The sequence below is a fragment of the Chryseolinea lacunae genome (assembly GCF_016735595.1).
Lineage (GTDB): Bacteria > Bacteroidota > Bacteroidia > Cytophagales > Cyclobacteriaceae > Chryseolinea > Chryseolinea lacunae.
The window spans coordinates 196,626-221,893 of sequence record NZ_JAERRB010000006.1; the positions used below are offsets into that span (position 1 = coordinate 196,626).

The 25,268-nt window shown below is 49.2% G+C and carries 36 protein-coding genes; 2 read left to right on the top strand and 34 right to left on the bottom strand.

Annotation, left to right across the window (positions count from 1 at the left end; all coding sequences use genetic code 11):
• Nucleotides 1-210 precede the first annotated feature (210 nt).
• The 6 genes from JI741_RS18585 to JI741_RS18610 form a co-directional block, all read right to left on the bottom strand.
• On the bottom strand, nucleotides 211-999 hold the full coding sequence (locus tag JI741_RS18585; RefSeq protein ID WP_202012418.1) for an ABC transporter substrate-binding protein: 789 nt from the start codon (nucleotides 997-999) through the stop codon (nucleotides 211-213).
• Between the two features lie 208 nt (nucleotides 1,000-1,207).
• Nucleotides 1,208-2,269 carry a sensor histidine kinase gene (locus JI741_RS18590; RefSeq protein ID WP_202012420.1) on the bottom strand — a complete coding sequence of 354 codons (1,062 nt, stop codon included), beginning with the start codon at nucleotides 2,267-2,269 and terminating at the stop codon, nucleotides 1,208-1,210.
• A gap of 43 nt (nucleotides 2,270-2,312) precedes the next feature.
• Nucleotides 2,313-2,822: a YfiR family protein gene (locus JI741_RS18595; protein ID WP_236676157.1), complete on the bottom strand. Its 510-nt coding sequence runs from the start codon at nucleotides 2,820-2,822 to the stop codon at nucleotides 2,313-2,315.
• Between the two features lie 90 nt (nucleotides 2,823-2,912).
• On the bottom strand, nucleotides 2,913-3,425 hold the full coding sequence (locus JI741_RS18600) for a YfiR family protein (protein WP_236676158.1): 513 nt from the start codon (nucleotides 3,423-3,425) through the stop codon (nucleotides 2,913-2,915).
• 107 nt (nucleotides 3,426-3,532) lie between these two features.
• The gene (locus tag JI741_RS18605; RefSeq protein WP_202012422.1) at nucleotides 3,533-4,603 is read right to left on the bottom strand and encodes a M42 family metallopeptidase; all 1,071 of its coding nucleotides are present in this window, start codon (nucleotides 4,601-4,603) and stop codon (nucleotides 3,533-3,535) included.
• A 24-nt stretch (nucleotides 4,604-4,627) separates the two neighbouring features.
• Nucleotides 4,628-6,199: an acyl-CoA carboxylase subunit beta gene (locus JI741_RS18610; protein WP_202012424.1), complete on the bottom strand. Its 1,572-nt coding sequence runs from the start codon at nucleotides 6,197-6,199 to the stop codon at nucleotides 4,628-4,630.
• 138 nt (nucleotides 6,200-6,337) lie between these two features.
• Between JI741_RS18610 and JI741_RS18615 the strand changes: the two genes are divergently transcribed.
• The gene (locus JI741_RS18615) at nucleotides 6,338-7,300 is read left to right on the top strand and encodes a Ppx/GppA phosphatase family protein (RefSeq protein ID WP_202012427.1); all 963 of its coding nucleotides are present in this window, start codon (nucleotides 6,338-6,340) and stop codon (nucleotides 7,298-7,300) included.
• Here the strand turns inward: JI741_RS18615 and JI741_RS18620 are convergent.
• Together JI741_RS18620 and JI741_RS32860 are read right to left on the bottom strand one after the other, a co-directional pair.
• Complete coding sequence (locus tag JI741_RS18620; protein WP_202012428.1) at nucleotides 7,297-7,806, bottom strand: YfiR family protein; 510 nt, start codon at nucleotides 7,804-7,806, stop codon at nucleotides 7,297-7,299. The genes JI741_RS18615 and JI741_RS18620 overlap by 4 nt on opposite strands.
• Nucleotides 7,807-7,808: 2 nt before the next feature.
• On the bottom strand, nucleotides 7,809-9,788 hold the full coding sequence (locus tag JI741_RS32860) for a TonB-dependent receptor plug domain-containing protein (RefSeq protein WP_202012431.1): 1,980 nt from the start codon (nucleotides 9,786-9,788) through the stop codon (nucleotides 7,809-7,811).
• Nucleotides 9,789-10,015: 227 nt separating this feature from the next.
• Between JI741_RS32860 and JI741_RS18630 the strand changes: the two genes are divergently transcribed.
• Entirely contained in the window at nucleotides 10,016-11,095 is a 1,080-nt protein-coding gene (locus JI741_RS18630; RefSeq protein WP_202012433.1) for an Ldh family oxidoreductase, read from the top strand.
• Here JI741_RS18630 and JI741_RS18635 read toward each other — a convergent pair.
• The 26 genes from JI741_RS18635 to rplP form a co-directional block, all read right to left on the bottom strand.
• Nucleotides 11,092-11,664: a hypothetical protein gene (locus JI741_RS18635; protein WP_202012435.1), complete on the bottom strand. Its 573-nt coding sequence runs from the start codon at nucleotides 11,662-11,664 to the stop codon at nucleotides 11,092-11,094. The two genes, JI741_RS18630 and JI741_RS18635, sit on opposite strands and share 4 nt — an antisense overlap.
• A 7-nt stretch (nucleotides 11,665-11,671) precedes the next feature.
• Complete coding sequence (locus JI741_RS18640) at nucleotides 11,672-11,965, bottom strand: FtsB family cell division protein (protein WP_202012437.1); 294 nt, start codon at nucleotides 11,963-11,965, stop codon at nucleotides 11,672-11,674.
• A 143-nt stretch (nucleotides 11,966-12,108) separates the two neighbouring features.
• On the bottom strand, nucleotides 12,109-13,386 hold the full coding sequence (gene eno / locus JI741_RS18645; RefSeq protein WP_202012439.1) for a phosphopyruvate hydratase: 1,278 nt from the start codon (nucleotides 13,384-13,386) through the stop codon (nucleotides 12,109-12,111).
• Nucleotides 13,387-13,432: 46 nt separating this feature from the next.
• Nucleotides 13,433-14,542 (bottom strand): glutamine-hydrolyzing carbamoyl-phosphate synthase small subunit, encoded by a 1,110-nt coding sequence (gene carA, locus JI741_RS18650; RefSeq protein WP_202012447.1) that lies wholly within the window; start codon nucleotides 14,540-14,542, stop codon nucleotides 13,433-13,435.
• 130 nt (nucleotides 14,543-14,672) lie between these two features.
• Nucleotides 14,673-15,209 carry a 50S ribosomal protein L17 gene (gene rplQ / locus JI741_RS18655; protein ID WP_202012449.1) on the bottom strand — a complete coding sequence of 179 codons (537 nt, stop codon included), beginning with the start codon at nucleotides 15,207-15,209 and terminating at the stop codon, nucleotides 14,673-14,675.
• Nucleotides 15,210-15,215: 6 nt separating this feature from the next.
• Nucleotides 15,216-16,205: a DNA-directed RNA polymerase subunit alpha gene (locus JI741_RS18660; protein WP_202012452.1), complete on the bottom strand. Its 990-nt coding sequence runs from the start codon at nucleotides 16,203-16,205 to the stop codon at nucleotides 15,216-15,218.
• Nucleotides 16,206-16,228: 23 nt separating this feature from the next.
• On the bottom strand, nucleotides 16,229-16,834 hold the full coding sequence (gene rpsD, locus JI741_RS18665; protein ID WP_202012458.1) for a 30S ribosomal protein S4: 606 nt from the start codon (nucleotides 16,832-16,834) through the stop codon (nucleotides 16,229-16,231).
• Nucleotides 16,835-16,859: 25 nt separating this feature from the next.
• Complete coding sequence (gene rpsK / locus JI741_RS18670) at nucleotides 16,860-17,258, bottom strand: 30S ribosomal protein S11 (RefSeq protein WP_202012460.1); 399 nt, start codon at nucleotides 17,256-17,258, stop codon at nucleotides 16,860-16,862.
• Nucleotides 17,259-17,276: 18 nt separating this feature from the next.
• The gene (rpsM, locus tag JI741_RS18675) at nucleotides 17,277-17,657 is read right to left on the bottom strand and encodes a 30S ribosomal protein S13 (protein WP_202012462.1); all 381 of its coding nucleotides are present in this window, start codon (nucleotides 17,655-17,657) and stop codon (nucleotides 17,277-17,279) included.
• Between the two features lie 10 nt (nucleotides 17,658-17,667).
• Entirely contained in the window at nucleotides 17,668-17,784 is a 117-nt protein-coding gene (gene ykgO, locus JI741_RS18680) for a type B 50S ribosomal protein L36 (RefSeq protein WP_073141609.1), read from the bottom strand.
• An 8-nt stretch (nucleotides 17,785-17,792) separates the two neighbouring features.
• Nucleotides 17,793-18,011 (bottom strand): translation initiation factor IF-1, encoded by a 219-nt coding sequence (gene infA, locus JI741_RS18685; protein ID WP_073141607.1) that lies wholly within the window; start codon nucleotides 18,009-18,011, stop codon nucleotides 17,793-17,795.
• Complete coding sequence (gene map / locus JI741_RS18690) at nucleotides 17,990-18,784, bottom strand: type I methionyl aminopeptidase (protein WP_202012464.1); 795 nt, start codon at nucleotides 18,782-18,784, stop codon at nucleotides 17,990-17,992. The genes infA and map overlap by 22 nt, the downstream gene beginning before the upstream one ends.
• A 7-nt stretch (nucleotides 18,785-18,791) precedes the next feature.
• Nucleotides 18,792-20,108, bottom strand: a complete 1,317-nt coding sequence (gene secY, locus JI741_RS18695) for a preprotein translocase subunit SecY (RefSeq protein ID WP_202012466.1) — start codon at nucleotides 20,106-20,108, stop codon at nucleotides 18,792-18,794.
• A complete protein-coding gene (rplO, locus tag JI741_RS18700) occupies nucleotides 20,108-20,554 on the bottom strand; it encodes a 50S ribosomal protein L15 (RefSeq protein ID WP_202012468.1) in 447 nt (148 codons plus the stop codon). Before rplO ends, secY begins: the two co-directional genes overlap by 1 nt.
• 1 nt (nucleotide 20,555) lies before the next feature.
• Nucleotides 20,556-20,735: a 50S ribosomal protein L30 gene (gene rpmD / locus JI741_RS18705; RefSeq protein WP_073141599.1), complete on the bottom strand. Its 180-nt coding sequence runs from the start codon at nucleotides 20,733-20,735 to the stop codon at nucleotides 20,556-20,558.
• Between the two features lie 5 nt (nucleotides 20,736-20,740).
• Complete coding sequence (gene rpsE, locus JI741_RS18710; RefSeq protein WP_202012470.1) at nucleotides 20,741-21,259, bottom strand: 30S ribosomal protein S5; 519 nt, start codon at nucleotides 21,257-21,259, stop codon at nucleotides 20,741-20,743.
• An 11-nt stretch (nucleotides 21,260-21,270) separates the two neighbouring features.
• Nucleotides 21,271-21,621: a 50S ribosomal protein L18 gene (gene rplR, locus JI741_RS18715; protein WP_202012472.1), complete on the bottom strand. Its 351-nt coding sequence runs from the start codon at nucleotides 21,619-21,621 to the stop codon at nucleotides 21,271-21,273.
• A gap of 62 nt (nucleotides 21,622-21,683) precedes the next feature.
• Nucleotides 21,684-22,241 carry a 50S ribosomal protein L6 gene (rplF, locus tag JI741_RS18720; RefSeq protein ID WP_202012474.1) on the bottom strand — a complete coding sequence of 186 codons (558 nt, stop codon included), beginning with the start codon at nucleotides 22,239-22,241 and terminating at the stop codon, nucleotides 21,684-21,686.
• Nucleotides 22,242-22,253: 12 nt separating this feature from the next.
• The gene (gene rpsH, locus JI741_RS18725; RefSeq protein WP_202012476.1) at nucleotides 22,254-22,649 is read right to left on the bottom strand and encodes a 30S ribosomal protein S8; all 396 of its coding nucleotides are present in this window, start codon (nucleotides 22,647-22,649) and stop codon (nucleotides 22,254-22,256) included.
• 157 nt (nucleotides 22,650-22,806) lie between these two features.
• Nucleotides 22,807-23,076: a 30S ribosomal protein S14 gene (gene rpsN / locus JI741_RS18730; protein WP_202012478.1), complete on the bottom strand. Its 270-nt coding sequence runs from the start codon at nucleotides 23,074-23,076 to the stop codon at nucleotides 22,807-22,809.
• Nucleotides 23,077-23,078: 2 nt separating this feature from the next.
• A complete protein-coding gene (rplE, locus tag JI741_RS18735) occupies nucleotides 23,079-23,636 on the bottom strand; it encodes a 50S ribosomal protein L5 (RefSeq protein WP_202012480.1) in 558 nt (185 codons plus the stop codon).
• The gene (gene rplX, locus JI741_RS18740) at nucleotides 23,636-23,977 is read right to left on the bottom strand and encodes a 50S ribosomal protein L24 (RefSeq protein WP_236676159.1); all 342 of its coding nucleotides are present in this window, start codon (nucleotides 23,975-23,977) and stop codon (nucleotides 23,636-23,638) included. The genes rplE and rplX overlap by 1 nt, the downstream gene beginning before the upstream one ends.
• A gap of 3 nt (nucleotides 23,978-23,980) precedes the next feature.
• Entirely contained in the window at nucleotides 23,981-24,349 is a 369-nt protein-coding gene (gene rplN, locus JI741_RS18745) for a 50S ribosomal protein L14 (RefSeq protein ID WP_202012482.1), read from the bottom strand.
• Between the two features lie 2 nt (nucleotides 24,350-24,351).
• Nucleotides 24,352-24,606 carry a 30S ribosomal protein S17 gene (gene rpsQ / locus JI741_RS18750; protein ID WP_202012484.1) on the bottom strand — a complete coding sequence of 85 codons (255 nt, stop codon included), beginning with the start codon at nucleotides 24,604-24,606 and terminating at the stop codon, nucleotides 24,352-24,354.
• Nucleotides 24,607-24,613: 7 nt separating this feature from the next.
• The gene (gene rpmC, locus JI741_RS18755; protein WP_202012486.1) at nucleotides 24,614-24,808 is read right to left on the bottom strand and encodes a 50S ribosomal protein L29; all 195 of its coding nucleotides are present in this window, start codon (nucleotides 24,806-24,808) and stop codon (nucleotides 24,614-24,616) included.
• Nucleotides 24,805-25,236 (bottom strand): 50S ribosomal protein L16, encoded by a 432-nt coding sequence (gene rplP / locus JI741_RS18760; RefSeq protein ID WP_202012488.1) that lies wholly within the window; start codon nucleotides 25,234-25,236, stop codon nucleotides 24,805-24,807. The genes rpmC and rplP overlap by 4 nt, the downstream gene beginning before the upstream one ends.
• Between the last annotated feature and the right edge of the window lie 32 nt (nucleotides 25,237-25,268).

Here is a 25,268-nt window from a genome sequence, read left to right on the forward strand (position 1 = left end):
GAATGACGATTCATTGCGCACGACCGATGATTATGTTCAAGAATGTTTTTTTGATGTGGATTCTGTGAAGGAACTCAGCAGACTGGCTTTGTTCGATTCGTCAAAGAAATTGAATGACCTCGTGGTTACTACTATAGGTTCCTCTGCCCTTTCGCTTGCCTGCTCCGTTAGCTCAATACCTGAATGTTGATGAAACCTTGTGGAATAATTCTATTCTGCCATTCCAAGAAGCTGATTGAAATATGCCGGCGCCTTCAGCAACCGGCTGCCATACCACGAAAACATTTCGCCATCCACCAGCAGAATGTTTGATGCCGGACATAGCTGCCGAAGTTCGTCGATGTGTTTTTCCTGAAAGGGATACGGTTCCGACGACAGGAAAATGAAGTCGGGTTTCAACTCCCGGATCTCTTCGGACGAAAGCACAGGATATCGCGGCAACAGCTCGGCACTATTGGTGAATCCGAGCGTGGTTAGCATTTCGTGGATAAACGTGTTGGAACCGGCGGCCATCCACGGCTTTTTCCAGATGAGGTAGAGCACCGAGGCGTTGTCGTATTTTTTTACCTGGGCAAACGCTTCGTTCACGCCCTTCACAATCTCCAACGCACGCGAAGGCCGGTCTGTGATTTCGCCAATGGAACGCATCATGACGCGGGCGTCGTCAAGGCTCACAATGTCGCTGATCCACACCGGGTATTTTTCTTCCAGCACTTCAATGCCTTCGCGATAGTTTTCTTCCTTGTTACCGATGATGAGATCGGGTTGGAGCCGGTCGATGACGTCGAAATTGAAATTCTTGGTGCCGCCAATGTGCGTTTTGGAATTGTGCCAGGCGGCGGGGTGAACACAAAATTTGGTGATGCCCACAACTTCATCGTGAAGGCCCAGATCGGCCAGCAATTCGGTTTGTGATGGAACAAGGGAAATGATTTTCCGGGGCGGAAAAGAAAAGGAAATGATTTTGTGGCGTTGATCGAAAAATGTCGGGTCCGGCATTCTTCAAAATAAAGGAAAAGGAGTCTGAAAGAATAAAAAAAACGTACAGAGCACACAAAGAAAAGACCCTCTCTTGTAAAAACTCTGCGGCCCCGTACGTATATCTTTCAGTACTTTGGCTAGTACAACATCTTATCTCTAAAAACGCACAGAGCGCATAGAGAAAAGACCCTCTCTATAAAAACTCTATGACCCCGTGCGTAAGTCTTCATTCCACCTCGAGGGATTGATGCAGTTGGTTGGGTATGCGGATCCGGAACGCTGTTCCTTTTCCTTTTTCCGATCGCACTTCGATCGTCCCTTTCAACCGTTCTATTGTATCCTTAACAATAAACAATCCCAATCCCGTTCCCTGCGATTGATCTGTTCCTCGAAAGAACAGGTCAAAGATTTTCTCCTTATACTCAGGATCAATTCCAATACCGTTGTCTTCTATGCAAATGTCGCAAAACTCTTCCGTGACATTTGCCACAATTTTGATGAATGGATTTTGTTTTTGCAAGTCTTGATACTTAATCGCGTTGGAAAAAATATTCGCGACCACCGTTTTCACGCGAATCAGGTCAGAATACCAGGCGATGTCTGAATTGCCTTGCAAAGACACTTTAACTCTATCGCCATGGTGGAGATTTTTTAAATTCTCCAGTTCGCTGGCGAGAAGCTCATTCAGGTTTATTTTTTCCCGTTGCAACGCCAGTTTGTCGTTGCGGAAAAAATTGTTCATTTCTTCAATGTACGAATCAAGTTTCAGCAGACTTTTCTTAATCATGCTGATGTACCGGTCTTTTTCTTCGATCGGTGCCGTTTCGGCGATTTTCACCAATCCCAGCGCCGACATCAGGGGGGCCTTCAGATCGTGTGTGGTCTTGTAGATGACCTGGTCAAGTTGCTGGTTCGAGCGAAGCAGTTCTTCCTGCTTTTGCTTGGTCTGCGTGATGTCGTGAAGTTTCAGCACCAATCCCTGCACCTTATAGTGATCCAGCAGATTGGACACATGCACGTCGAAATATCGCTTTTCGCCATGTTGCACTTTGAACTCCACTTCATCGACCACCGAGTGCGGTGTTTCGTCGAGACAGTGTTTCCAACTTTCCTGTTTCTCACGCGCCACGAAATCAAAAATATTTCGTCGCAGCATCGAAACCGGTTCCACGTCAAAGACCTTGTGAACAGACGAAGAAATGTAGCGTATCCTAAATTCCTTGTCGGTTACAATGATGATATCGTCCGAATTTTCAATTAACTCCCGGAACATCCCCTCGTTCTCCATGCTCACCATCCTATACCCAGCAGAAAACCTGAAAGCTTTCTTCTTAAATCAAAATCGCCATGCTGCTCAACTGCGACGAAACTTTGAGGTTCGACGAGCCAACCGATGTTTGATTGAGTTCGAACTTCAGCTTTCCATCAATCACTTTGAAGTTGATGCAGCTTCCTTTTTGTCCCATCCCCGAACCGTCGGTGATGGTCAGTACAGATTTCCCTGTAACGCTTGTTTTGATGTTGTCAAAATCCCGGTTCTTCGATTTGCCGATGTACACTACCTGGCAGTTGCCAGCTTCATCGGCCGAATGAAGGTTTTTGATAACATACTTCTTTGTTCCTTTAGGCTTGCCGTCGTACCATTGTTTGAGCGTGTTGAAGACATTTTCGTCTCCGATCACACCTACCACAAACTCGCCGGGTTCGCTTTCATTCGGCCACTGCACATACTTGATAAAGTTGTACAACATCGCCGCGTGAATTTCATGGGTGGGCCTTTCCTGGGCCACGACAGTTCCCATGGCCACGGCCACAAGTGCTGTCAAAAAGAGTCTTTTCATAGATTAAAAAATTATTTGGGCTTTTGCTAATCTACTACTTAATCTTGAAAAAACCCCAGGGTGTAACCCCCGAGGCTTCCAAACAACCCATTAAATCAAGATCGCCATCGATGAAAGAGCACCCGAAACCTTAAGGTTCGAAGCTTCAATCGCCTTCTGGTTCAATTCAAATTTCAGTTTATTATCAACCATTTTGAAGTTGATGCCGCTGCCTTTCTCACCAAGACCGTTTTTGTCGGTGATCACCAGGGTGCCTTTGCCTTTCACTTTGTTGTTCGCAGCTTCAAATTCGCCGCTTTTCGACTTGTCGATAAACAACACGTGGCAGTCCGTTACTTCGGCGGCAGAGTTAAATTTCTTAATCACGTAGGTTTTTGAACCGCGGGGTTTGCCACCATACCATCCGTTGAGGGTGTTATAGATGTCTGCATTTCCCACTACACCAATCACAAATTCGCCTGAGCCGGCGTGATCGGGCCATTGTACATACTTCGTGAAGTTAAACACCATCATGGAGTAAACTTCCTGCACTGATCTTTCTTGCGCATAGGTGCTACCGCTTACTAAGAGGGCGGCCACCACGAGAGTTCTGAACATTTTCATACTATTACTTCTTTGGTTTGTTTGATGATACAAAAATAGGCTCCCCCACCTGCGTGGAAGAGCCTATTCAGATACTAACCTTATAGATGTAAGGTTTTTATCAAGGATTACTTAATGTAGCGGAAATCATGACCCGGTTTGAGCTGCAAAAGGAATTCGTAGATCAGTTGAATAACGCTTTCCACGTCGTCTTTATGTACCATTTCCACCGTGGTGTGCATGTATTTTAGCGGCAACGATATCAGTGCCGACGCCACCCCTTCGGCCGAATAGGCAAATGAATCCGTGTCGGTGCCTGTGGACCGCGACACCGCCTGACGCTGGAAGGGAATCTTGCGTTTTTGAGCCGTTTCGATCACCATTTTAAGCACATTGTTCTGCACGGCAGGTCCATAGCACACCACCGGGCCCGCGCCCGCCTTCAGGTTGCCACTTTCTTTCTTGTTATACATGGGCGACTGCGTGTCGTGCGTCACGTCGGTAACAATGGCCAGGTCGGGCTTGATTCTACGCGAAATCATTTCCGCGCCCCGCAGGCCGATTTCTTCCTGAACGGCGTTGACAACGTATAACCCGAAAGGTAATTTTTTCTTGTTTTCGTGCAGTCTGCGGGCTACTTCTGCAATCATAAAGCCCCCCATTCGGTTGTCCAGCGCGCGACCGACCAGCCAATGTTTGTTCATTTCCATCAGTTCGTCTTCGAACGTGATCACACAACCCACGTGCACGCCTAACGATTCCACTTCCTTCTTCGACTCGGCTCCGATGTCGATGAAGATATTTTTCAATGTGGGTGTTTCTTCCTTGCCGGCGTCTCGAACGTGAATGGCCGGCCAGCCAAACACACCTTTCACCACACCGTTTGCCGTGTGGATGTTTACCCGCTTCGACGGGGCAATCTGATGATCGGATCCGCCATTGCGCCGCACATAGATGTAGCCGTCTTCGGTTATGTAGTTCACAAACCACGAGATCTCATCGGCATGTGCTTCAATCACCACCTTGTAGGTAGCCTTGGGATTGACCACGCCCACCACGGTGCCATACACGTCCACAATGTGGTCGCTGATGTAGGGCTTCAGGTAGTCCAGCCAGATTTGCTGACCCGACGATTCGAAGCCTGTGGGGGAAGCGTTGTTGAGATACTCGTAGAGGAATTGTTTGCTTTTCTTATCCATATTCTTTCAAATTGATAAACGAACCTAGAGGGGAATGTTCCCGTGTTTTTTCTTTGGCAATTTAGCCACTTTATTTTCCAGCATGCCAAAGGCACGAATCAGTTTCTCGCGGGTTTCGTCGGGATAGATCACCTCGTCGATGTAGCCACGGTGGGCAGCGCGATAGGGGTTGGCGAACTTCCGGGTATACTCGTCGACTTTCTCGTTGAGCTTTGCTTCCGGGTTTTCGGCCTCGGCAATTTCTTTCTTGAAGATGATTTCGGATGCGCCTTTGGCGCCCATCACGGCGATCTCGGCCGAGGGCCACGCATAGTTCAGGTCGGCGCCAATGTGTTTGGAGTTCATCACATCATAGGCCCCGCCATACGCTTTGCGTGTGATGACGGTGACGCGGGGCACTGTGGCTTCCGAAAAAGCATATAGCAACTTCGCACCGTTGGTGATGATGGCGTTCCACTCCTGGTCGGTGCCGGGCAAAAATCCGGGCACGTCTTCAAACACCAGCAAGGGAATGTTGAAGCAATCGCAGAACCGAACAAAACGCGCGCCCTTCACACTCGAGTCGATGTCGAGCACGCCGGCCAGCGAGGCCGGCTGGTTGCCCACCACGCCAATGCTGCGGCCGGCCAGGCGCGCAAAGCCCACCACAATGTTCTCGGCAAAATTCTTATGCACTTCAAAAAAACTGTCGCCGTCCACCACACCGTTGATGACCTCGCGCATGTCGTAGGGCTGGTTTGGGTTGGCCGGAATGATGTTGTTGAGGGCCGGGCGGCTTTCGTTGGCGGGCGTATAGTTCAACCGGGGCGCATCGTCTTCGCAGTTCTGCGGTATGTAGCCCAGCATTTTTTTGATCTGATTGAGGCACTCCACCTCGTTGGCACAGGCGAAATGCGTTACGCCGCTGCGGGTGCTGTGGGTGGTGGCACCGCCCAGTTCTTCGGCCGTCACGTTCTCGTGCGTCACCGTCTTCACCACGTTGGGACCGGTCACAAACATGAACGATGTGTTCTCTACCATGAAGATGAAATCCGTGATGGCGGGCGAATACACCGCGCCTCCCGCGCAAGGGCCCATGATGGCCGAGATCTGCGGGATGACGCCCGACGCCAGGGTGTTGCGATAGAAGATGTCGGCATAGCCTCCCAGCGACACCACACCTTCCTGGATGCGTGCGCCGCCAGAGTCGTTCAGCCCGATGAGGGGTGCGCCGTTCTGCATGGCCAGGTCCATGATCTTCACGATTTTTTCGGCGTGGGTCTCGGAAAGTGAACCGCCGAACACGGTGAAATCCTGGGAGAAAATATACACAAGGCGGCCGTTCACGGTGCCATAGCCGGTGATGACGCCATCGCCCAGGTAATATTCCTTGTCCAGCCCAAAGTCTTTGCTGCGGTGCATCACAAACTTGCCCAGTTCTTCAAACGATCCTTCGTCCATCAACAACATCACCCGCTCGCGCGCCGTGAGTTTTCCTTTGGCGTGTTGCTGTTCGATGCGCTTGGCGCCGCCGCCCAAAAGTGACTCCTGATTTTTGCGTTCCAGTTCATCGAACTTTTGCTGCAGTGCCTGATCCTTAACCGTTCGCTTGGCCATAGTTATACGCTGATTTTTGAAAGGCTAAAGATAATCTGAATTCGCATTCATCCGCGTGCCGGGAGGCTTTTCGGGGGTCGGCTGCCGCACTTGACTGCGTTTTGAAAATTCGTATCTTCACGCGCCCTCCTGCCACCTATGGAAAACAAGATCGCCATTATTGATATGGGAACGAACACCTTTCACCTCCTCATTGCCGAGGCGGACGAGCGGGGCTACCATATCACCTATCGCGAACGGCTGGCGGTGAAGATCGGAAAGGGCGGTATCAACCAGGGCGTTATCACCGAAGAAGGCATCCAACGGGCGCTACTGGCCATGCAGAGTTTCAAAAACACTATCGACCAGCAACACATCGGCAAGGTCTACGCCTTCGGCACCAGCGCCATGCGCAACGCCACAAACGGCGACGACGTGGTGGCCCGCATCAAGGCCGTGACGGGCATCGAGTCGACCATCATTTCCGGCGACCTGGAAGCACAATACATTTACATGGGTGTGAAGTCGGCCATGGACATCGACCACGACAAATCGCTCATCATGGACATTGGTGGCGGCAGCGTGGAGTTTATACTGGCCAACAATGAGCGGGTGTTCTGGAAACAAAGTTTTGAGATCGGGGCACAGCGGTTGCTGGAGAAATTCCAGAAACACGATCCCATCACAAAAGAAGAAATGGAAGTGCTCGACGACTATTTTGCAAAAGCACTTCAGCCGTTGTTCGAAGCCATCAAAATTCATCAACCTCACATTCTCGTCGGCTCTTCCGGCACCTTCGATACGCTAAGCGACATCTTCTGCATTCAACACGACATCCACAAAAGCCCCGAAGAAATCGAAACACCGTTGACACTCGCCGGTTTCTATGAAATTTTTGATTTGTTGCTGCACAAGAATCGCGAACAGCGGATGCAAATTCCCGGCATGATCGAAATGCGCGTCGACATGATTGTGGTGGCGTGTTGCCTCATACGATACTTGCTGGCCAAACATCCCTTCAACCGTATCCGCGTGTCGACCTATGCCTTGAAAGAGGGCGTGCTGGCCACGCTCATTCATGAAGTGCAGAATGCCGCTGCACAAAAAACACTCACGGTCTAGATCATTGAGTTTGCCAACGCTGTGAGGCTCTTCGAAACTTTTATCAGTCTTTTCTCCAGTTCTGTATTGTTAATGTCGTAGCGAAGTGTGCTGTTGTCGGTCACCACAAAGCTGAAGCCTGCACCTTTTTTATAGAGGCCTTCGCGTTCGCAGATGATCATGACAGACTTTCCCTGCGTGGCTTTGATGATGTCGTCGAGCGAACTGCTTTTGCCATCGGCGAGGTAGATGATGTTGGCTTCGGCAATGTCGGTGAGCTCGTTGGCCTGCGTCACTTTCAGGTTGTGACCGTTCACGTTCTTGCCGGCTTGTTTCTGAAGTTCTTCAAACACTTTTGATTTCCCGTAGACGGTCACCTGCAAATCGCCATTCAGGCTGGGCCATGCCGAATACTTCGCGATGTTCACCACAAACAAAGCGTACACCTGATAGTTGGTGGTTTGGCTATATGCCGTGGACGCCCATCCTAAAGCAACCAGAAAAATATAGAGTCGTGCAGATTTCATGTTCACTTTTTAAAATTGATCTGGTAAGAGATTTTCACTACATATTCACGGCTGCGGCCGGGAATGGGAGCATAGCCACCGTTATAGGCTTCGGGAATGGCCGGCCGCGTATTGGTGATGTCGTAGGCGCCAGCGCCCAGCGTGAATCCCGGAAAAATATTCTTGTAGTTCAAAAATGCGTTCACCAGCACATAAGGATCTAACGTGGTCAATGCCGGATTGCCCTCGTCGTCAAGCGTGGTGTAGGCAAACCGTTTGGACGCGTAGATAAAAGTCGGGTTGAAGCTGAGTTTTGGAGTGAGGTAGACGTTCGTATTGAGCGTTACTTTATTTTTGGCAAAGCCCACATACTGCGATTGGCCAGGCACGGCATAGGTCAGCGCTGTGTTGTCGTTGATGGCGGCACTAAACGAATATGTCAGGTTTGCATACCATGTCTTTTTCCGAATGCTATACACCATCTCTACGCCGCGGCTTCCACTCTTTGCCGAATTCTCATACCATTCGTTGAACGTTTCCCCTTCACCTTCCGAACTATAGACCAGGATGTTTTTGGTGCTGATGCTGAAAGCATTTACGGCCAACAACATTTCGGGAGTGAACTGATAGCCCAATTCTACCTCGAACACATTCGACTTCTCGGGTTTGATTTGCCCGTTGAGTGCAATATTTATGTTTTGAATGGACGGTGCCCGGAATGCCTGGCTGTATAAAATTTTGAAGTGGAGGTTTTCGATCTTTTTGGTGAGGGCAATGCGGGGAACAAAGGCGGCACCATAGCGATTGTTTTTCTCGTAGCGAAAACCCAGCGTGGCATTGGCCAACCTATGTTTGAAAAGACCTTGCGCAAAAAAAGCAAAGTTGTTTAGCGTAAGACTTTTGTTTCCCTGAAACAGTCCGCCATCGAGAAGATCGATGCCTTCGTCCTGAAAATATAAACCACCAAACGTAACGCTGGCCTTGCGCGAAAAATCATACTGCGCATCCACTTGCGCGAGCGAACGTTTTGCGCGGACGTGAAATTGTTTTTCATCAGTGCCCATCGGGCCGTAAGTCCACGGCACCTGGTTATAATATTTCAGCTGTGGTGTGATCTGCAGTTTGCTGTTCACTTTCCATGCATAGCGAAGATCGGCATAAAAGTTTTTGTTCGACACATACGTGACCGGGTCTGACGTTTCAAACTGATCGTACATGGTGCGGAAAGCAAGATTTTTATACTTCAGTCCAAGGTTCAGGTTCATCGGATCGGCGCGGGTCACCTTCTTCAGGTCCTGCACGTCGTTGCTTTGAAACAGATCCTGATATTGCCCGTCGCTCACAATGCCGTTGCCTTTAAACGCAGACAGATCCCACGAAAAAATTTCGCTCTTCCGGGCGGCCATCACACCGGCGTTGGTTCGTCCAATAGCGTTTGCATGAAATCCACCCACACCATACACCGCCACACCATCAAGACTCTCGGCTGCTTTTGTAATGATGTTGATCACACCATATTCTGCCGAACCCCCATAGATGGCAGACCCCGGACCACGAATAATCTCAATGCGTTCCACAGCATCCACCGGGAAGCGATTGCCGATGGCCACGGTCTGATACAATAATTCGTTGAAGGGTTGCCCGTCTAACATCACCAGCACTTTGCCTTCGTTGGCCCAGCTTCCCCGCAAGCCAATGCCCATCACAAACTGAAGGTCCTGTTGCACATCAAACCCCGGCACCAGGCGCAACACGTCAATCATGTCGCGGGCGCCGCTGTTCTGAATTTCTTCGGAGGTGATGACGGTGATGATGCCCGGCGTTTCGCGGGTGGTCAGACCGTTCTTTGACGACACGGCCACGTTTTTATTGAGAATTTTTTGAAGATCACTCTCCTCGGTGAAGGCGTTGAGGTTGAGCAGTGAATCGAGGTCTTGCGAAAACGAGGGGATGGACAACAAAAGCATACCGGCAAGCCAGGCATAGCGGTAATTTTTTAGCATAGGCTAAGGACATTAAAAGGATGAAGTACGTTCATGCGTCAGCCTTGTCAGGCATTAGGTCGAAAGGGTGAAGAAAGAATTATACCAAAAAATGAAATCGAAAATGCGGTGAAAAAATCATGCGTCACCTACCAAAAGATATCCCAAATTAGGATATTTTTTTTGAAGTTGAAACAGGTCCGCCTGCCACGCTGCCACACTCAACCTTTCATCCTTATCTTTACCCCATGACAGATCCCATCTATTCCTACGATACCCTGAAGGACTTCGCCCTGACCTTGTTTAAAAAAATTGGTTGCCCCGATCACGATGCGGCACTGGCCACCGAGGTGTTGCTGCGCGCCGACTTGCGCGGCATCGACTCGCACGGCATTGCCCGTCTGTCGGGCTATGTGAGGCTCTGGGAGAAGAAGCGTGTGAACGCCACGCCCAACGTGCGCGTGGTGCACGAGTCGCCTAGCACGGCCGTGGTGGATGGGGATGGTGGTTTGGGACTGGTGGTGGCACCAAAGGCCATGGAGATCGCCATAAAGAAGGCCAACGTAGCCGGCACCGGCTGGGTAGCCGTGAAGAATTCAAATCACTTTGGCATCGCAGGCTACCACGCCATGATGGCCCTGGAGCACGACATGATCGGCATGGCCATGACCAACGCCAGTCCGCTGGTGGCACCCACGTTTTCGGTGGAGAGGCTGCTGGGCACAAACCCCATTGCCGTTGCCATACCCGCCGACAAACAACCGGCCTTCGTAGCTGACTTTGCCACCACCACGGCAGCCAATGGCAAACTGGAAATTCTTCAACGCAAAAATCAGCAAGCACCCGTGGGATGGGTGCAGACAAAAACCGGTACCGTGTCTACCGACCCCAATGAAGCTAAACATGGTGGTGCGTTGATTCCGTTAGGCAGCGACAGAGAGCATGGAAGTCATAAAGGTTTTTGCCTGGGCGCGTGGGTGGACATTTTTTCTGCTGTGTTGTCGGGGGCCAACTATGGTCCGTGGGTTCCGCCCTTTGTGGCGTTTCTCGATCCTCCCTCCGATCCCGTGGGCGAAGGCATCGGTCATTTCTTTGGAGCAATGCGTGTTGACGCCTTTCGTCCGGCGCAAGAGTTTAAGGGGCACATGGACAACTGGATCAATCGCTTCCGCTCAGCCAAAACCATCGAAGGACAGGAACGCGTCATCATCCCCGGCGACCCGGAGCGCGAGATGCATGCCTACCGCATGGCACATGGCATACCTCTCAATCCTAAAGTGGCAGAGGATTTAAAAGAACTTGGTAAAAAGTTTTCGGTGAATTTTTAGAAACCTGCCGTGATGCCCGCGCGCAAAACCAGCGGACTGGTGTAGGGTGAAAAATCGTAGACAGAGGTTGGATCCTTGTAGCTGAAATTATAAAGCGCCAGGATGTAGAAGCCTGCGTGACGGCCTATCGGTTGAAAGAGCCCGCCACCCGCCATGAAGCTACTGAAGCCACGACGGATCGTTTCGTTTGGCGACTGGGCTGTGCCCGCAGGATATTCGTAGTTGAGGTATTCGTATTCGGCGTGTGCGAAAAATGGCCCATAAACCTGGTAGCGAACAAAGGGACTTGCACCGTAGTTGTTGGTGGAAACGCTATAGCCTGTGCCTTTGTATTTTGCCCAGCGGTATTGAATCTGAACACCGGCCGCAAGCTTTGGTGTGATGCTGTAGCCCACGAGCGGTGAAATGGAAAAGTAGCTATAGTAGGTGCTGAAGCTCAGGCCCACACCACCGCCGGTGAAAATGCGATCGCGAACCGAGGGTTTTTCGTCCATTTCTTCTTCGCCCCATTGAGCGAAGGCCATTGTTCCGACAAGAACAAAGGATGCGGCCAGGATAAACTTTTTCATAATGGATTTAATCTTTTTCAGCTACGATGAAGATGTCTTCAGTCTCTTTTTTCATGAGATATTTCTCGCGGGCGAATTTTTCTAACGACTCGCGGTCGCCAAAAAGTTCGTCGCGATCCTTCTCCACTTCCTTTATTTTTTCTTCGTAATACTCTTTTTCATTTTCCAGGGAGTTCCGTTTTGAACTCAGTTGAAAACGCGAAATCATGTTGTTCGAATCCAGGGCAATCATCCAGATCACAAAACAGACAATCGATAAGACGTAAAAATTCCGGAACGGCTTCGGTAACTTATTGATCATAATAGCTTAAAAAGTGATACTAAGATAGAGAAATAATCAACGTCAAAAAAACCTCGGCTTTCGCCTCATCCGGTAAGGGTAGAAAACGGAAAAAGCCAGGACATGTTGCCTGGCTTTCTCTGTTTTGTCTACACAAATGCGGACTACATCTTCTTGCCGGGGAAGTATCCAACTTCGCCCAACTCTTCTTCGATGCGGATAAGCTGATTGTATTTTGCCATCCGGTCGGAACGCGATGCCGAGCCGGTTTTGATTTGTCCTGTGTTCAATGCCACCGCGAGGTCAGCGATGGTGCTGTCTTCGGTCTCACCCGAGCGGTGTGACATCACGCTCTTGTAGCCGTTGCGTTTCGCCAGGTTCACAGCGTCGATGGTTTCTGTCAACGAACCAATCTGGTTCACTTTGATGAGGATGGCGTTGGCGATGCCATCGTCGATGCCTTTCTGGAGGCGTTTCACGTTGGTCACAAACAGATCGTCGCCTACCAATTGAACCTTGTCGCCGATGCTGTCGGTGAGGGCTTTCCAACCTGCCCAGTCGTCTTCGGCCATGCCGTCTTCCAACGAGATGATCGGATATTTCTTGGCCCAGTTGGTCCAGTATGCCGCCATTTCTGCAGGCTTCAGTTTCTGGCCACTCGACTTTTTGAAGTGGTATACTTTTGCTTTGGGATCGTAGAATTCAGACGCCGCAGGATCGAGGGCGATGAACATATCGGAGCCTGGTTTGAAGCCGGCTTTCTCGATGGCTTTCAACACCACCTCAATGGCTTCTTCGTTCGACTTGAGGTTGGGGGCAAAACCACCTTCGTCACCTACGTTGGTCGAAAGACCTTTGTCGTGCAATACTTTTTTCAGTGTATGGAAAACTTCAGCACCCATGCGCAGCGCTTCCGAGAACGACGATGCACCTACAGGCATCACCATGAACTCCTGGAAGTCGATGGCGTTGTCGGCGTGGCTTCCACCATTCAGGATGTTCATCATCGGCACGGGAAGCGTGTTGGCATTCACACCACCGATGTAGCGGTAGAGGGGCATGCCGGCTTCCATAGCAGCCGCTTTGGCAATGGCCAACGATGTTCCGAGAATGGCGTTAGCACCAAGCTTGGCTTTGTTGGGTGTGCCATCGAGGTCGATCATGATGCGGTCTACCAGGTTTTGTTCGAACACATCAAAACCAACTACCTCGGCAGCGATCTTGGTGTTCACATTTTCCACCGCCTTCAACACGCCTTTGCCAAGGAATTTCTTTTTATCACCATCGCGGAGCTCTACAGCTTCGTGTGTTCCGGTAGAAGCACCGGAGGGTACCGCAGCACGACCAAACGCGCCGGACTCTGTTGTTACATCAACTTCAACTGTGGGGTTGCCGCGGCTGTCGAGAATTTGCCGAGCATGAATGCTTTCGATTAAGCTCATAGTGATTTTAGATTTATGGATTTGATGATTGTTTGGTCTGTTGTGTTTAAGCCGTGACGGGTTCGGCAAGCTCGGCGCGGATGGCTTCGATAAACTGATCGAAGAGGTAGCGCGAGTCGTGCGGCCCAGGTGATGCTTCGGGGTGATATTGCACCGAGAACGCCTTCCGGTCCTTGAGGCGAATGCCCATGATGGTGTTGTCGTTCAGGTGCACGTGCGTCACTTCCACGTTGTCGTTCTTGTCGATGTCTTTCTCGCTCACGGCAAAGCCGTGATTCTGCGATGTCATTTCACCCTTGCCGGTGATCAGGTTTTTCACCGGGTGATTTAATCCGCGGTGGCCGTGGTGCATTTTGTAGGTCGATATGCCCGACGCCTGTGCCAGCAACTGGTGGCCGAGGCAAATGCCAAACAATGGCTTTGTCGAGTTCAGGGTTTCCTTCACGGTGTCGATAGCGTATCCCATCACCGATGGATCGCCGGGGCCGTTGGAGATGAAGTAGCCATGGGGATTCCAGGCGGCCATCTCCGAATATTTTGTCTTCGCCGGGAACACTTTGCAGTAGGCTCCACGTGCGGCGAGATTTTCAACAATGCTTTTCTTCACACCAAGATCCAGCACCGCCACTTTGATGGGTGCGTTCGGATCGCCCACCAGGTAGGCTTCTTTTGTGGTCACGAGCGACGACAGTTCAAGCCCCTCCATAGAAGGCACTTTCTTGATTTCTTCGCGCAATTGCTCGGGTGTTAACTCGGAGCTGATGATGGCGTTCATAGCGCCTTTGCTGCGCAGGTGACGCACCAGCATGCGGGTGTCGATGTTGCCGATACCGACCACACCACGGCTCTCCAGGTACTGCTGAAGGCTTCCGGTGGCCGACTTGCGACTGAATTCGTGCGCAAATTCGTTCACCACAAGGCCGGCGATTTTGGGTCTGTCCGATTCCTGCTCCGTATCAATGGCGCCATAGTTGCCAATGTGGGGCGTGGTGTTGACAATGATCTGTCCGTAGTAGGATGGGTCTGTGTAAATTTCCTGATAGCCGGTCATGCCGGTATTGAAACATATTTCCCCACCGGAAGTGCCGATTTTTCCGATGGCCGTGCCTTCCACGAGCAGGCCATCTTCAAGAAGGAGGTAAGCTTTTTTCTGCATAGCGTTCACAAAAATACATTAGTAATTCGGGGAATAGCACGTTGCGGGCAGGTTTTTAGGGTCGGCCCGGGCATAAAAAAAGGGATCGAACGATTGTTCAATCCCTTTTGGTATGAAATGTTTTTCAACACTATTCTTTTTCCTTTTTAGGAGCTGCCTTTCTAGGCTTCTTTTCTGCTTTGGCTTCTGCGGCAGGTGCTGCTTCGGTTGCGCCTTCGGCAGTTGCTTCTGCGCCTTCAGCTTTCTTGCTGGTGCGGCTTCTGCGTGTTTTGGCTTTCTTCGTTGCGCCGTCTTTGGTGTAGAGCGTGTTGAAGTCAACCAATTCGATAAGGCACATCTCAGCGTTGTCACCAACACGAACATCACCAAACTTGATGATGCGGGTGTATCCACCCGGACGGTCGGAGATCTTCGATGCTACTTCGCCGAACAACGTCTGTACAGACTCTTTGTTTTGCAAGTAGGAGAACACTGTTCTTCTGGAGTGCGTGGTGTCGTTCTTTGCTTTGGTCAGCAAGGGCTCAACATATTTTCTCAACGCTTTTGCCTTCGCTACCGTAGTGGTAATTCTTTTGTTAAGAATCAGCGAAGAAGCCATGTTAGAAAGCAACGCGTGTCTGTGCGCCGATTTTCTACCTAAGTGATTTATCTTCTTACCGTGTCTCATGATTTCCTAGTCTTCATCAAGTTTATACTTGGAGAGATCCATGCCAAAGGTCAGGTTCTTCTCCGCTACCAATTGTTCCAATTCTGCGAGTGACTTCTTACCGAAGTTTCTGAATTTCATCATGTCAGAAATTTCGAGTTGCACGAGGTCGCCAAGCGATTTCACGTCTGCGGCTTTCAAGCAGTTGTAGGCGCGCACCGACAGATCGAGATCGTGCAGTGGTGTCTTCAACAGTTTGCGCATGTGGAGCATCTCTTCGTCTACTTGCTCTACTTCAGCATCTTTGCCGGTTTCGAGTTCCATAGACTTGTCGGAGAACAACGCGAAGTGTTTGATGAGGATGTGAGCCGCTCCTTCCAACGCCTTCTCAGGGTGGATTGATCCGTCGGTCTCGATATCAACAACCAGCTTTTCGTAGTCAGTCTTTTGTTCTACACGCGTGTTTTCTACGCTGTACTTCACATTCTTGATCGGTGTGAAGATGGCATCGATGGGAATGAATCCGAAAACTTGCTCAGTAGGTTTATTTTCTTCTGCAGGAAGATAGCCTCTGCCTTTCTCGATCGTCAATTCGATTTCGAAGTGTGCAGATTCATCCAGGTTGCAGATGACGTGCTCGGGGTTAAGAATTTCAAAAGCCGATGTGAACTTGGCGATGTCGCCAGCTTTGAACTGCTTTTGCTTCTTGATGTTTACAGTGATCTTATTGTCGAAGTTGTCAGATACTTTTCTGAAACGAACCATCTTCAGGTTGAGGATGATTTCTGCAACATCCTCCACAACACCTTCAATGGTCGAAAACTCATGAAGTACGCCAGGAACTTTAATGCCGGTGATTGCATAACCTTCCAGGGAGGACAACAGAATTCTTCTCAGCGCATTGCCGATGGTCACTCCGTATCCTTTTTCCAGAGGCTTGAATGTGAAGAGACCGTGAAAATCATCGGACTTTTCCATCGCAACCTTCTCTGGCATTTGAAATGCTAATATTGACATAGTGATGTTGTTAACAGTTAAAATTACTTCGAGTACAATTCAACGATCAGCTGCTCGTTGATGTTTTCGGGGATGTCAACACGCGGTGGCAGGTTGATAAGTTTACCTGTCATTTCGCTATCGCTCCACTCTAACCAGTTGTACTTCTTGGCTCCTTGCAAGGAAAGACTGTTGGTGATGACTTCCAATGACTTGGAACGTTCGCGTACTTCCACCAAGTCACCAGGCTTGAGTGTGAAAGAGCAGATATTCACTACATCGCCGTTCACGAGGATGTGTTTGTGCAATACCAACTGACGGGCCGCTCTGCGCGTAGGGGCGATGCCCAAACGGTAAACGGTGTTGTCGAGTCTTGATTCGAGCAATTGGAGCAACACTTCACCAGTTACGCCCTTCTTACGCGATGCTGTGTCGAACAATTTTGCGAATTGTCTTTCCAGCAAGCCATAGATGTACTTTGCTTTTTGCTTTTCAGCAAGCTGCGTAGCGTATTCTGACTGCTTGCGCTTCTTGCCACGGCCGTGCTGACCTGGGGCGTAGTTCTTCTTTTGAAGCGCCTTGTTATCACCCAATATAGGCTCGTTGAAACGTCTTGAGATTCGGACTTTAGGGCCTGTATATCTTGCCATGGTAAAACCTGAATATTGTCTTTAATTAAACTCTTCTTTTCTTAGGAGGGCGGCAGCCGTTGTGCGGCAGCGGCGTTACGTCACGGATGGCCGTTACTTCGATGCCCGATCCCTGGATGGTACGGATAGCCGATTCACGTCCGGCGCCAGGGCCCTTCACGAACACTTCTACCTTTCTCAGTCCTTGCTCAAATGCTTTGGAAGCGCAATCCTGTGCTGCAACCTGCGCTGCATACGGAGTGTTTTTCTTCGAGCCTTTGAAGCCCATCTTTCCAGCCGATGCCCAGGAAATTACTTGTCCTGTGGAGTTGGTCATGGAAATGATGATGTTGTTGAAGGTGGCACGAATGTGCGCATGCCCTACGGCTTCCACATTCACTACGCGTTTCTTCGCTTTATCTTTTCTCTTTTCAGCTGTCGCCATTATTGAAAAGTTTATCTATTAACCTTTAGTTGCCTTCTTCTTGTTCGCTACAGTCTTACGCTTACCCTTGCGAGTGCGGGCGTTGTTCTTTGTAGTTTGGCCACGAACGGGAAGTCCCTTTCTGTGACGCAGACCTCTGTAGCATCCGATGTCCATCAGGCGTTTAATGCTCAATTGGATTTCGGACTTCAGCGCACCTTCAATTCTGAATTTCTCAGCGATGATTGCGCGGATCGAATTTGACTCTTCGTCATTCCATTCCTTTACCTTCTTTTCGGTGTTGACACCGGCTTCAGAAAGAATCTTTTGGGCTGACCTGCGGCCAATACCAAAGATATACGTGAGACTGATCTCGCCTCGCTTGTTATCGGGAATATCTACACCAGCTATACGTGCCATAGTATGTATGTTAACCTTGTCTTTGTTTAAACCTAGGATTCTTTTTGTTAATCACATACAATTTGCCTTTGCGTCTGATGATCTTGCAATCAGCGCTGCGTTTCTTTATGGATGCTTTAACTTTCATGTTCGTTGTTACTTGTATCTGAATACAATTCTACCTTTTGTTAAATCGTAAGGCGACATTTCGAGTCTTACTCTGTCGCCAGGCAAAATGCGGATGTAGTGCATTCTCATCTTGCCTGAAATATGTGCCAGCACTTCATGACCGTTTTCCAATTGCACGCGAAACATCGCGTTGGATAAGGCTTCTGAAATCGTTCCGTCTTGTTCTATTGACTTTTGCTTCGCCACTTATATGGATAATTTTCTTCTATATACTCGTGCGTCGTCAATATCACTGTCTCTTTCTCCGTCACGGCCACCGTATGTTCAAAGTGTGCTGAGGGCATGTGGTCGGCGGTTCGCACCGTCCATCCGTCGTTGTCCTGAACTACATTCTTTGTTCCCCGGTTAATCATTGGTTCAATGGCAAACACCATTCCGGGGATAATCTTCACGCCTTTTCCTCTTTTTCCATAATTCGGAACTTCCGGATCTTCGTGAAGCTTCTTTCCAACACCGTGCCCTACCAATTCGCGAACCACTCCGTATCCAAAGTTCTCAACATAACTCTGAATGGCATAGCTCACGTCGCCAATCCGGTTGCCGGCTTTCGCCGCCGCGATTCCTTTATACAAAGAATCGTATGTCCGGTTCAGCAGAAGCAGTGTTTCCGGGCCTACACCTTCCAGCGGATACGTATACGCTGAATCACTGTGAAAGCCTTTGTAGAACACACCACAATCTATTGATATGATGTCTGAATCCTTCACTTCGTATTTCCCAGGAAACCCGTGTACTACCACGTCGTTTACCGAGATGCAGAGCGATGCTGGAAAACCGTTGTAGTGTTTAAACGACGGTGTGCCTCCATTGTCTCTGATATACTCTTCGGCCAGTTTGTCCAGATCTTTGGTCTTCACACCAGGCTTCACAGCCTTGGCGATCTCTCCGTGAGCCTTTCCCAGAATCTGGGCGCTCTCTTTCATGATCTGAATCTCTTCTGCCGTTTTTAAGTGAACCATTCAGCCTTTAAGCCGCAGCAAATTGAGAACGTCCTTTCACTCTACCCGATTTCATCATGCCTTCGTAGTGTCTCATGAGCAAGTAGCTTTCAATTTGCTGAAGGGTATCCAATACCACCCCAACCAAGATGAGAAGCGACGTGCCGCCAAAGAACTGTGCGAAGTTCTGACCTACTCCTGCTTTCACTGCAAATGCGGGAAGCACTGCAATAGCCGCCAGGAAAAGTGCACCGGGCAATGTGATTCTTGATAAAACAGTGTCTATAAACTCAGCGGTTTGTTTGCCAGGTTTAACCCCGGGCACAAAGCCACCGTTGCGTTTCAAGTTATCAGCGATGTCGTTCGAGTTGATCGTGATCGCCGTATAGAAGAACGTGAAGATCAAAATCATTGACGCGAACAGCAAGCTGTATTGCCATGAATAGGGATCCGAAAATGTAGATCCTATGTAGGCACCGATGTCGCTCTCTCTCCACATGCCTGCAATGAGGGCGGGGAAGAACATCAACGCTTGCGCGAAGATGATGGGCATTACACCGGCAGAGTTCAACTTCAACGGGATGAAGTCACGTTTGCCTCCGTAGAGCTTGTTGCCGATCACCTGCTTTGCATACTGGATGGGTATCCGGCGCGTGGCCTGTGTGAGGGCGATTACCGCTACTACTATTCCGAAAAGGACAAACAATTCTATGATGAAGAAGATCGCTTTTCCAGGGAACTTGTCGCCGATCTCGGAGATCAACGCTACAGGCAATCTGGATACGATACCGATCATGATAAGCATCGAGATACCGTTGCCTATGCCTTTGTCTGTGATTCTTTCGCCAAGCCACATGCAGAACATGGTGCCGGCTATAAGGATCGCTACAGACGTTACATAAAAGAACGGTCCGGGTTGCAGGATCACCGAAGGATCGATAGCACCTTTGAGGTAGCTATAGCCCTGGAAGATCGTGATGAAGATCGTGAGCACGCGAGTGTATTGATTCAAACGCTTACGACCTGAATCGCCTTCTTTCTGCAGCTTCTGGAAATAGGGCACAGCAAATGAAAGGAGCTGTACGATAATCGAAGCCGAGATGTAGGGCATGATACCCAATGCGAAAATTGACGCATTGTTAAAGGCCCCACCGGAGAAGGTGTTTATAAAGCCGAGAATACCACTGTTATTTCTGGTCGGATCGAGCCTGTTCGGATCGATGCCGGGCAGTACAATATAAGAACCCAGTCTGAAGATGATCAGGAATCCCATGGTGTTGAGGATCCTGACTCTCAGGTCTTCTATTGAAAAGATATTCTTTATGGTCTGAAAGAAACGCTTCATTACTTCACGGTTGTGGCGGTTCCACCTACTTTTTCAATCGCTTGTGTTGCATTAGTCGAGAAGGCATGTGCCTCAACGCTAACCTTTGCTTTCAATTCACCTCTTCCCAAAACTTTCACCTTGTCGTTCTTGCCAACAACGCCGTTGTCGATGAGCACTTGAAGGCTCAGGGCACCCGACTTTGTTTTTTCGGCAAGGGTTTCGAGCACGTCGAGGTTAACTGCTTTGAAATATTCCTTGTTGTTGTTTTTGAAACCGAACTTCGGTACGCGACGCTGCAATGGCATCTGTCCGCCTTCGAAGCCTGACTTCTTGGCGTAGCCCGAACGTGACTGAGCACCTTTGTGACCACGACCTGCCGTGCTTCCACCCGAGCCCTGACCACGGCCAAGTCTCTTGTTAGTTTTTGTTGAACCTTCAGCAGGTTTTAATGTATGCAGCTTCATCTTAAAGTTCTTTTACAGTAATGAGATGATTCACTTTTGAAATCATACCGGCGATCTGGGGCGTGAGCTCCACTTCAACCGTTCTGTTTATCTTACCTAAGCCCAACGCCTGGATCGTGCGGATCTGAGTTTCGGGTCTTTTGATGGTACTTCTTTTTTGAGTGATCTGTACTTTCGCCATGTCGCTTAGCCGTTAAATACTTTGGACAATGATACTCCTCTGTTCTTTGCTACGGTGAAGGCGTCGCGCATGCTGGTCAACGCTTTGAAAGTAGCTTTCACCACGTTGTGCGGGTTCGAAGAACCTTTCGATTTCGCCAACACGTTGTGAACGCCTGCGCTTTCCAATACGGCACGCATAGCACCACCGGCGATAACACCCGTACCGGGCGATGCAGGCTTCAGCAACACGTGTCCGCCGCCGAATTTACCAATAGACTCATGGGGCACAGTGCCTTTAATGATGGGCACTTTCACCAGGTGCTTTTTCGCATCGTCGATGCCTTTGGTGATGGCATCGGTCACTTCGTTGGCTTTACCCAAACCGTAACCTACCACGCCGTTACCATCGCCTACTACGACAATTGCCGCGAAGCTGAAACGACGGCCACCTTTCACCACTTTCGCTACGCGCTCGATGGCTACTACTCTTTCCTTAAGATCGATTTCGCTGGCTTTTACTGTGCTTATGTTGCTTACTGACATATTTCAGTTTCTTAGAATTTTAAACCACCTTCTCTGGCACCTTCTGCCAAGGCCTTGATATTTCCGTGATATAAGTATCCGTTGCGGTCGAACACGATGGTTTCAATTCCTGAAGCCAATGCTTTCTCGGCAATCTTCTTTCCTACATTCTTGGAGAACTCAACGTTCAATTTCGCTTTCTCTCCAAGTTCTGAAGTAGAGGCAGAAACCAGGGTCACACCTTTCAAGTCGTCGATTACCTGAACGAACAATCCTTTGTTGCTTCTGAATACTGACAAACGAGGTCTTTCGGTTGTGCCGTTCACTTTCTTGCGAACGCCTAACTTGATCCTCTCTCTTCTTTCTTTATTCTTGCCTGCCATAGTTCTGTTTTCTATGATGCTTTCTAGTTCCTATTTAAGTTAAGTGCAAACCGTTGCACTTATTATTTAGCAGCAGCCTTACCAGCTTTTCTGCGTACATACTCACCTGTGAAGCGAATACCTTTGCCTTTGTAGGGCTCGATTTTACGGAGCGACTTCAATTTGGCGGCGACCTGACCGATCAATTGTTTGTCGATGCCTTCCAGGATGATCGTAGGGTTCTGACCTTTCTCTTGAACCGCCTGAACTTTGATTTCAGAAGGAACGGCGAGGAACACGTTGTGTGAATATCCTAAGCTCAGTTCGAGCACGTTGGATTGCGCGTTGGCTTTGTAACCTACACCCACCAGCTCAAGCTGATGTCTGTAGCCTTTGGAAACGCCTTCTACCATGTTGGCGATCAGTGCGCGGTAGAGACCGTGCATAGATTTGTGACGTTTCTGTTCGGTGGGGCGTTCAATCACCACGGTGCTGTCTTCATACTTGATGGTGAAGTCAGGATCAATGGCTTGGTACAGTTCGCCTTTGGGACCTTTCACGGTAACCTTGTTGTTCTCTTTCGAGAAGTTGAAAGTTACACCTGAGGGAATTGTTATCGGTTGCTTACCTATTCGTGACATGTCTCTTCTTTATTAATACACGTAGCACAATACTTCTCCACCTATGTTCAGGTTGCGAGCTTCCTTGTCGGTGATCACACCTTTGGAAGTCGACAAAATCGCCACGCCGAGGCCGTTCATTACGCGGGGTAATGAGCCGGTGTTCACGTACTGGCGCAGACCTGGAGTGCTTATTCTTTCCAGTGTCGTTATCGCTGACTCTTTGGTTTCAGGGTTGTACTTGAGGGCTATTTTGATGGAGCCCTGGACGTCACCATCCTGGAACTTGTAGTTCAGTATAAACCCCTTGTCAAAAAGAACCTTTGTTATTTCCTTTTTGAGGTTGGAAGCGGGTATTTCAACCACTTTATGGTTGGCCTTTATGGCGTTCCGCAACCGGGTTAAGTAATCTGCTATCGGATCAGTCATCTTATTTATCCTTTTCCTGTATTCTATTAAAAAAGCAAGCCCGTGTTAAAAAACCGGGCTGCAAAGATATTGAACAATTTCAATATTCCAAACTGTTATCGGGTTTCTCCTTTCGGGGACCTGTATACTCAGCAACCAATATGTATGTGTATGAAAACTACCAGCTCGCCTTTGTGACGCCGGGTATTTTTCCTGCAGAAGCCATTTCACGGAACACGTTACGGCAAACGCCGAACTTGCCCATATAACCTTTGGGACGACCGGTCAGCTTGCAACGGTTCTTCAAACGAACCGGGGAAGCGTTGCGGGGAAGTTTATCCAGCCCAGCGTAGTCGCCGGCTTCTTTTAAGGCCTTGCGTTTTGCCGAGTAGGTCGCTACCAGCTTCTCGCGTTTTGTCTGCCTTGCTATTACTGATGTCTTAGCCATGCTTATTCTTTGTTTTTATTCGCAAATGGCATCCCGAATGCTTTCAGGAGCTCGTAGCTTTCTTCGTCTGTTCCTGCTGACGTCACGAACGTGATGTCCATACCGCTGATTTTGTTCACCTTGTCGATGGAAATTTCAGGGAAGATGATCTGTTCTTTCACGCCCAGGGTATAGTTTCCATGACCGTCGAATCCTTTGGCCGAAACGCCGCGGAAGTCACGTACACGGGGGAGTGCGATGCTCATCAAACGATCCAGGAATTCGTACATTTTATCGCCGCGCAAGGTTACACGCACGCCGATGGGCATGTTTTCTCTCAACTTGAAGTTAGAGATCGCTTTCTTGGATTTGGTTGATACCGCTTTCTGACCGCTGATGCTGGTGATTTCTTCCAGTGCCACGTCGATCAATTTCTTGTCGGAAACCGCTACACCCATACCTTTGTTGATGCAGATCTTTTCAATCTTGGGAACTTGCATCACTGAACTGTAGGTAAATTTCTGCTTCAACGCAGGGACAATCTCAGTCAAGTATTTGTCCTTCAATCTAGGAGTTGCCATTATTTAATAATTTCTCCGGTTTTCTTGGAATATCTTTGAAGCTTTCCGTTGCTGTCGGCTTTGCGGCCAACACGGGTAGGCTTTCCGCTGGCAGGATCTACCAACATCAGGTTGCTGATGTGCACACCTGCTTCGGTTTTCTTGATGCCGCCTTCGGGCTTGCCTGCAGAAGGTTTCGTGTGTTTAGTCACGATGTTGATGCCTTCTACGATGGCTCTGCTTTTCTCGCGTACTACTTCGAGTACTTTACCCGTCTTGCCACGATCGTCGCCAGCCAACACCTTCACGGTGTCGCCCTTGCGGATGTGCAATTTGGTGTTAACTGCTTTTTTCTTCTCCATGGCTTAGATTACTTCAGGGGCCAGTGAAACAATTTTCATGAACTGCTTTTCTCTCAGTTCGCGGGCAACGGGACCGAAAATACGGGTTCCACGGGGCTCGTCCTGAGCGTTCAAAAGAACGGCAGCATTATCTTCGAAACGGATGTACGATCCGTCTTTTCTTCTAACTTCTTTCGTAGTTCTCACCACGACAGCTTTCGACACAGTGCCTTTTTTAACCTGGCTGCTGGGCATGGCCGACTTCACAGTCACCACGATTTTGTCGCCCACGGAAGCGTAGCGTCTTCTGGTTCCGCCAAGTACGTGCATACACAGTACTTCTTTTGCTCCACTGTTATCTGCGACGGTAAGTCTTGATTCGGTGCTTATCATAATTACTTAGCTTTTTCAACTATTTCCACTAATCTCCAACGCTTGTCCTTGCTCAGGGGGCGTGTTTCCGTGATGCGAACGGTGTCGCCGATACCCGCTGTGTTGGCTTCGTCGTGTGCTTTGAACTTTGTGGTTCTGTTCACAAACTTACCGTAGATCGGGTGCTTTACTTTTCTGTCGACGGCCACGGTGATGGTCTTCTGCATTTTATTGCTAACCACTTTTCCGACGCGTTCTTTTCTTTCGTTCCTTTCCATACAGGAATTATTTTTGAATTTCTTTAGCTCTCAATTCAGTGTTCAGTCTGGCTACCAGCTTGCGGCTTTCCCGAAGTTTCATCGGGTTTTCGATCGCTGTTACCTGATGCGCAAACTGCATCTTACGGAGGGCTTCTTTCTCTACGCCGATCTTTTCTTTCAACTCGGCGATGTTCAATGCTTTGATGTCTGAATTTTTCATGCCTTAGTTGCTTCTACGTAGTCGTGTTTCACCGTAAACTTCGTTTTCATAGGCAGTTTTCCTTCTGCCAAACGCAATGCTTCTTTTGCTGTAGCGATATCCACGCCACCTGCTTCGAAGAGAATGGTGCCGGGCTTAATCACGGCTACCCAGTATTCAGGAGCTCCTTTACCCTTACCCATACGAACCTCTGCAGGTTTGCGGGTAACTGGTTTGTCGGGGAAAATGCGGATCCAAACCTGGCCTTCACGCTTCATGGCGCGGGTCACTGCGATACGCGCAGCTTCCAATTGACGGGCAGTGATCCATCCCCCTTCGAGGGCTTTCAATCCAAATGAACCGAATGCAATGGAGTGACCTCTCGTGGCCATACCTTTCACACGGCCCTTTTGCATCTTTCTGAATTTCGTTCGTTTCGGCTGTAACATTGTTACCTATTCTTTATAGTGCTTCGAAATAT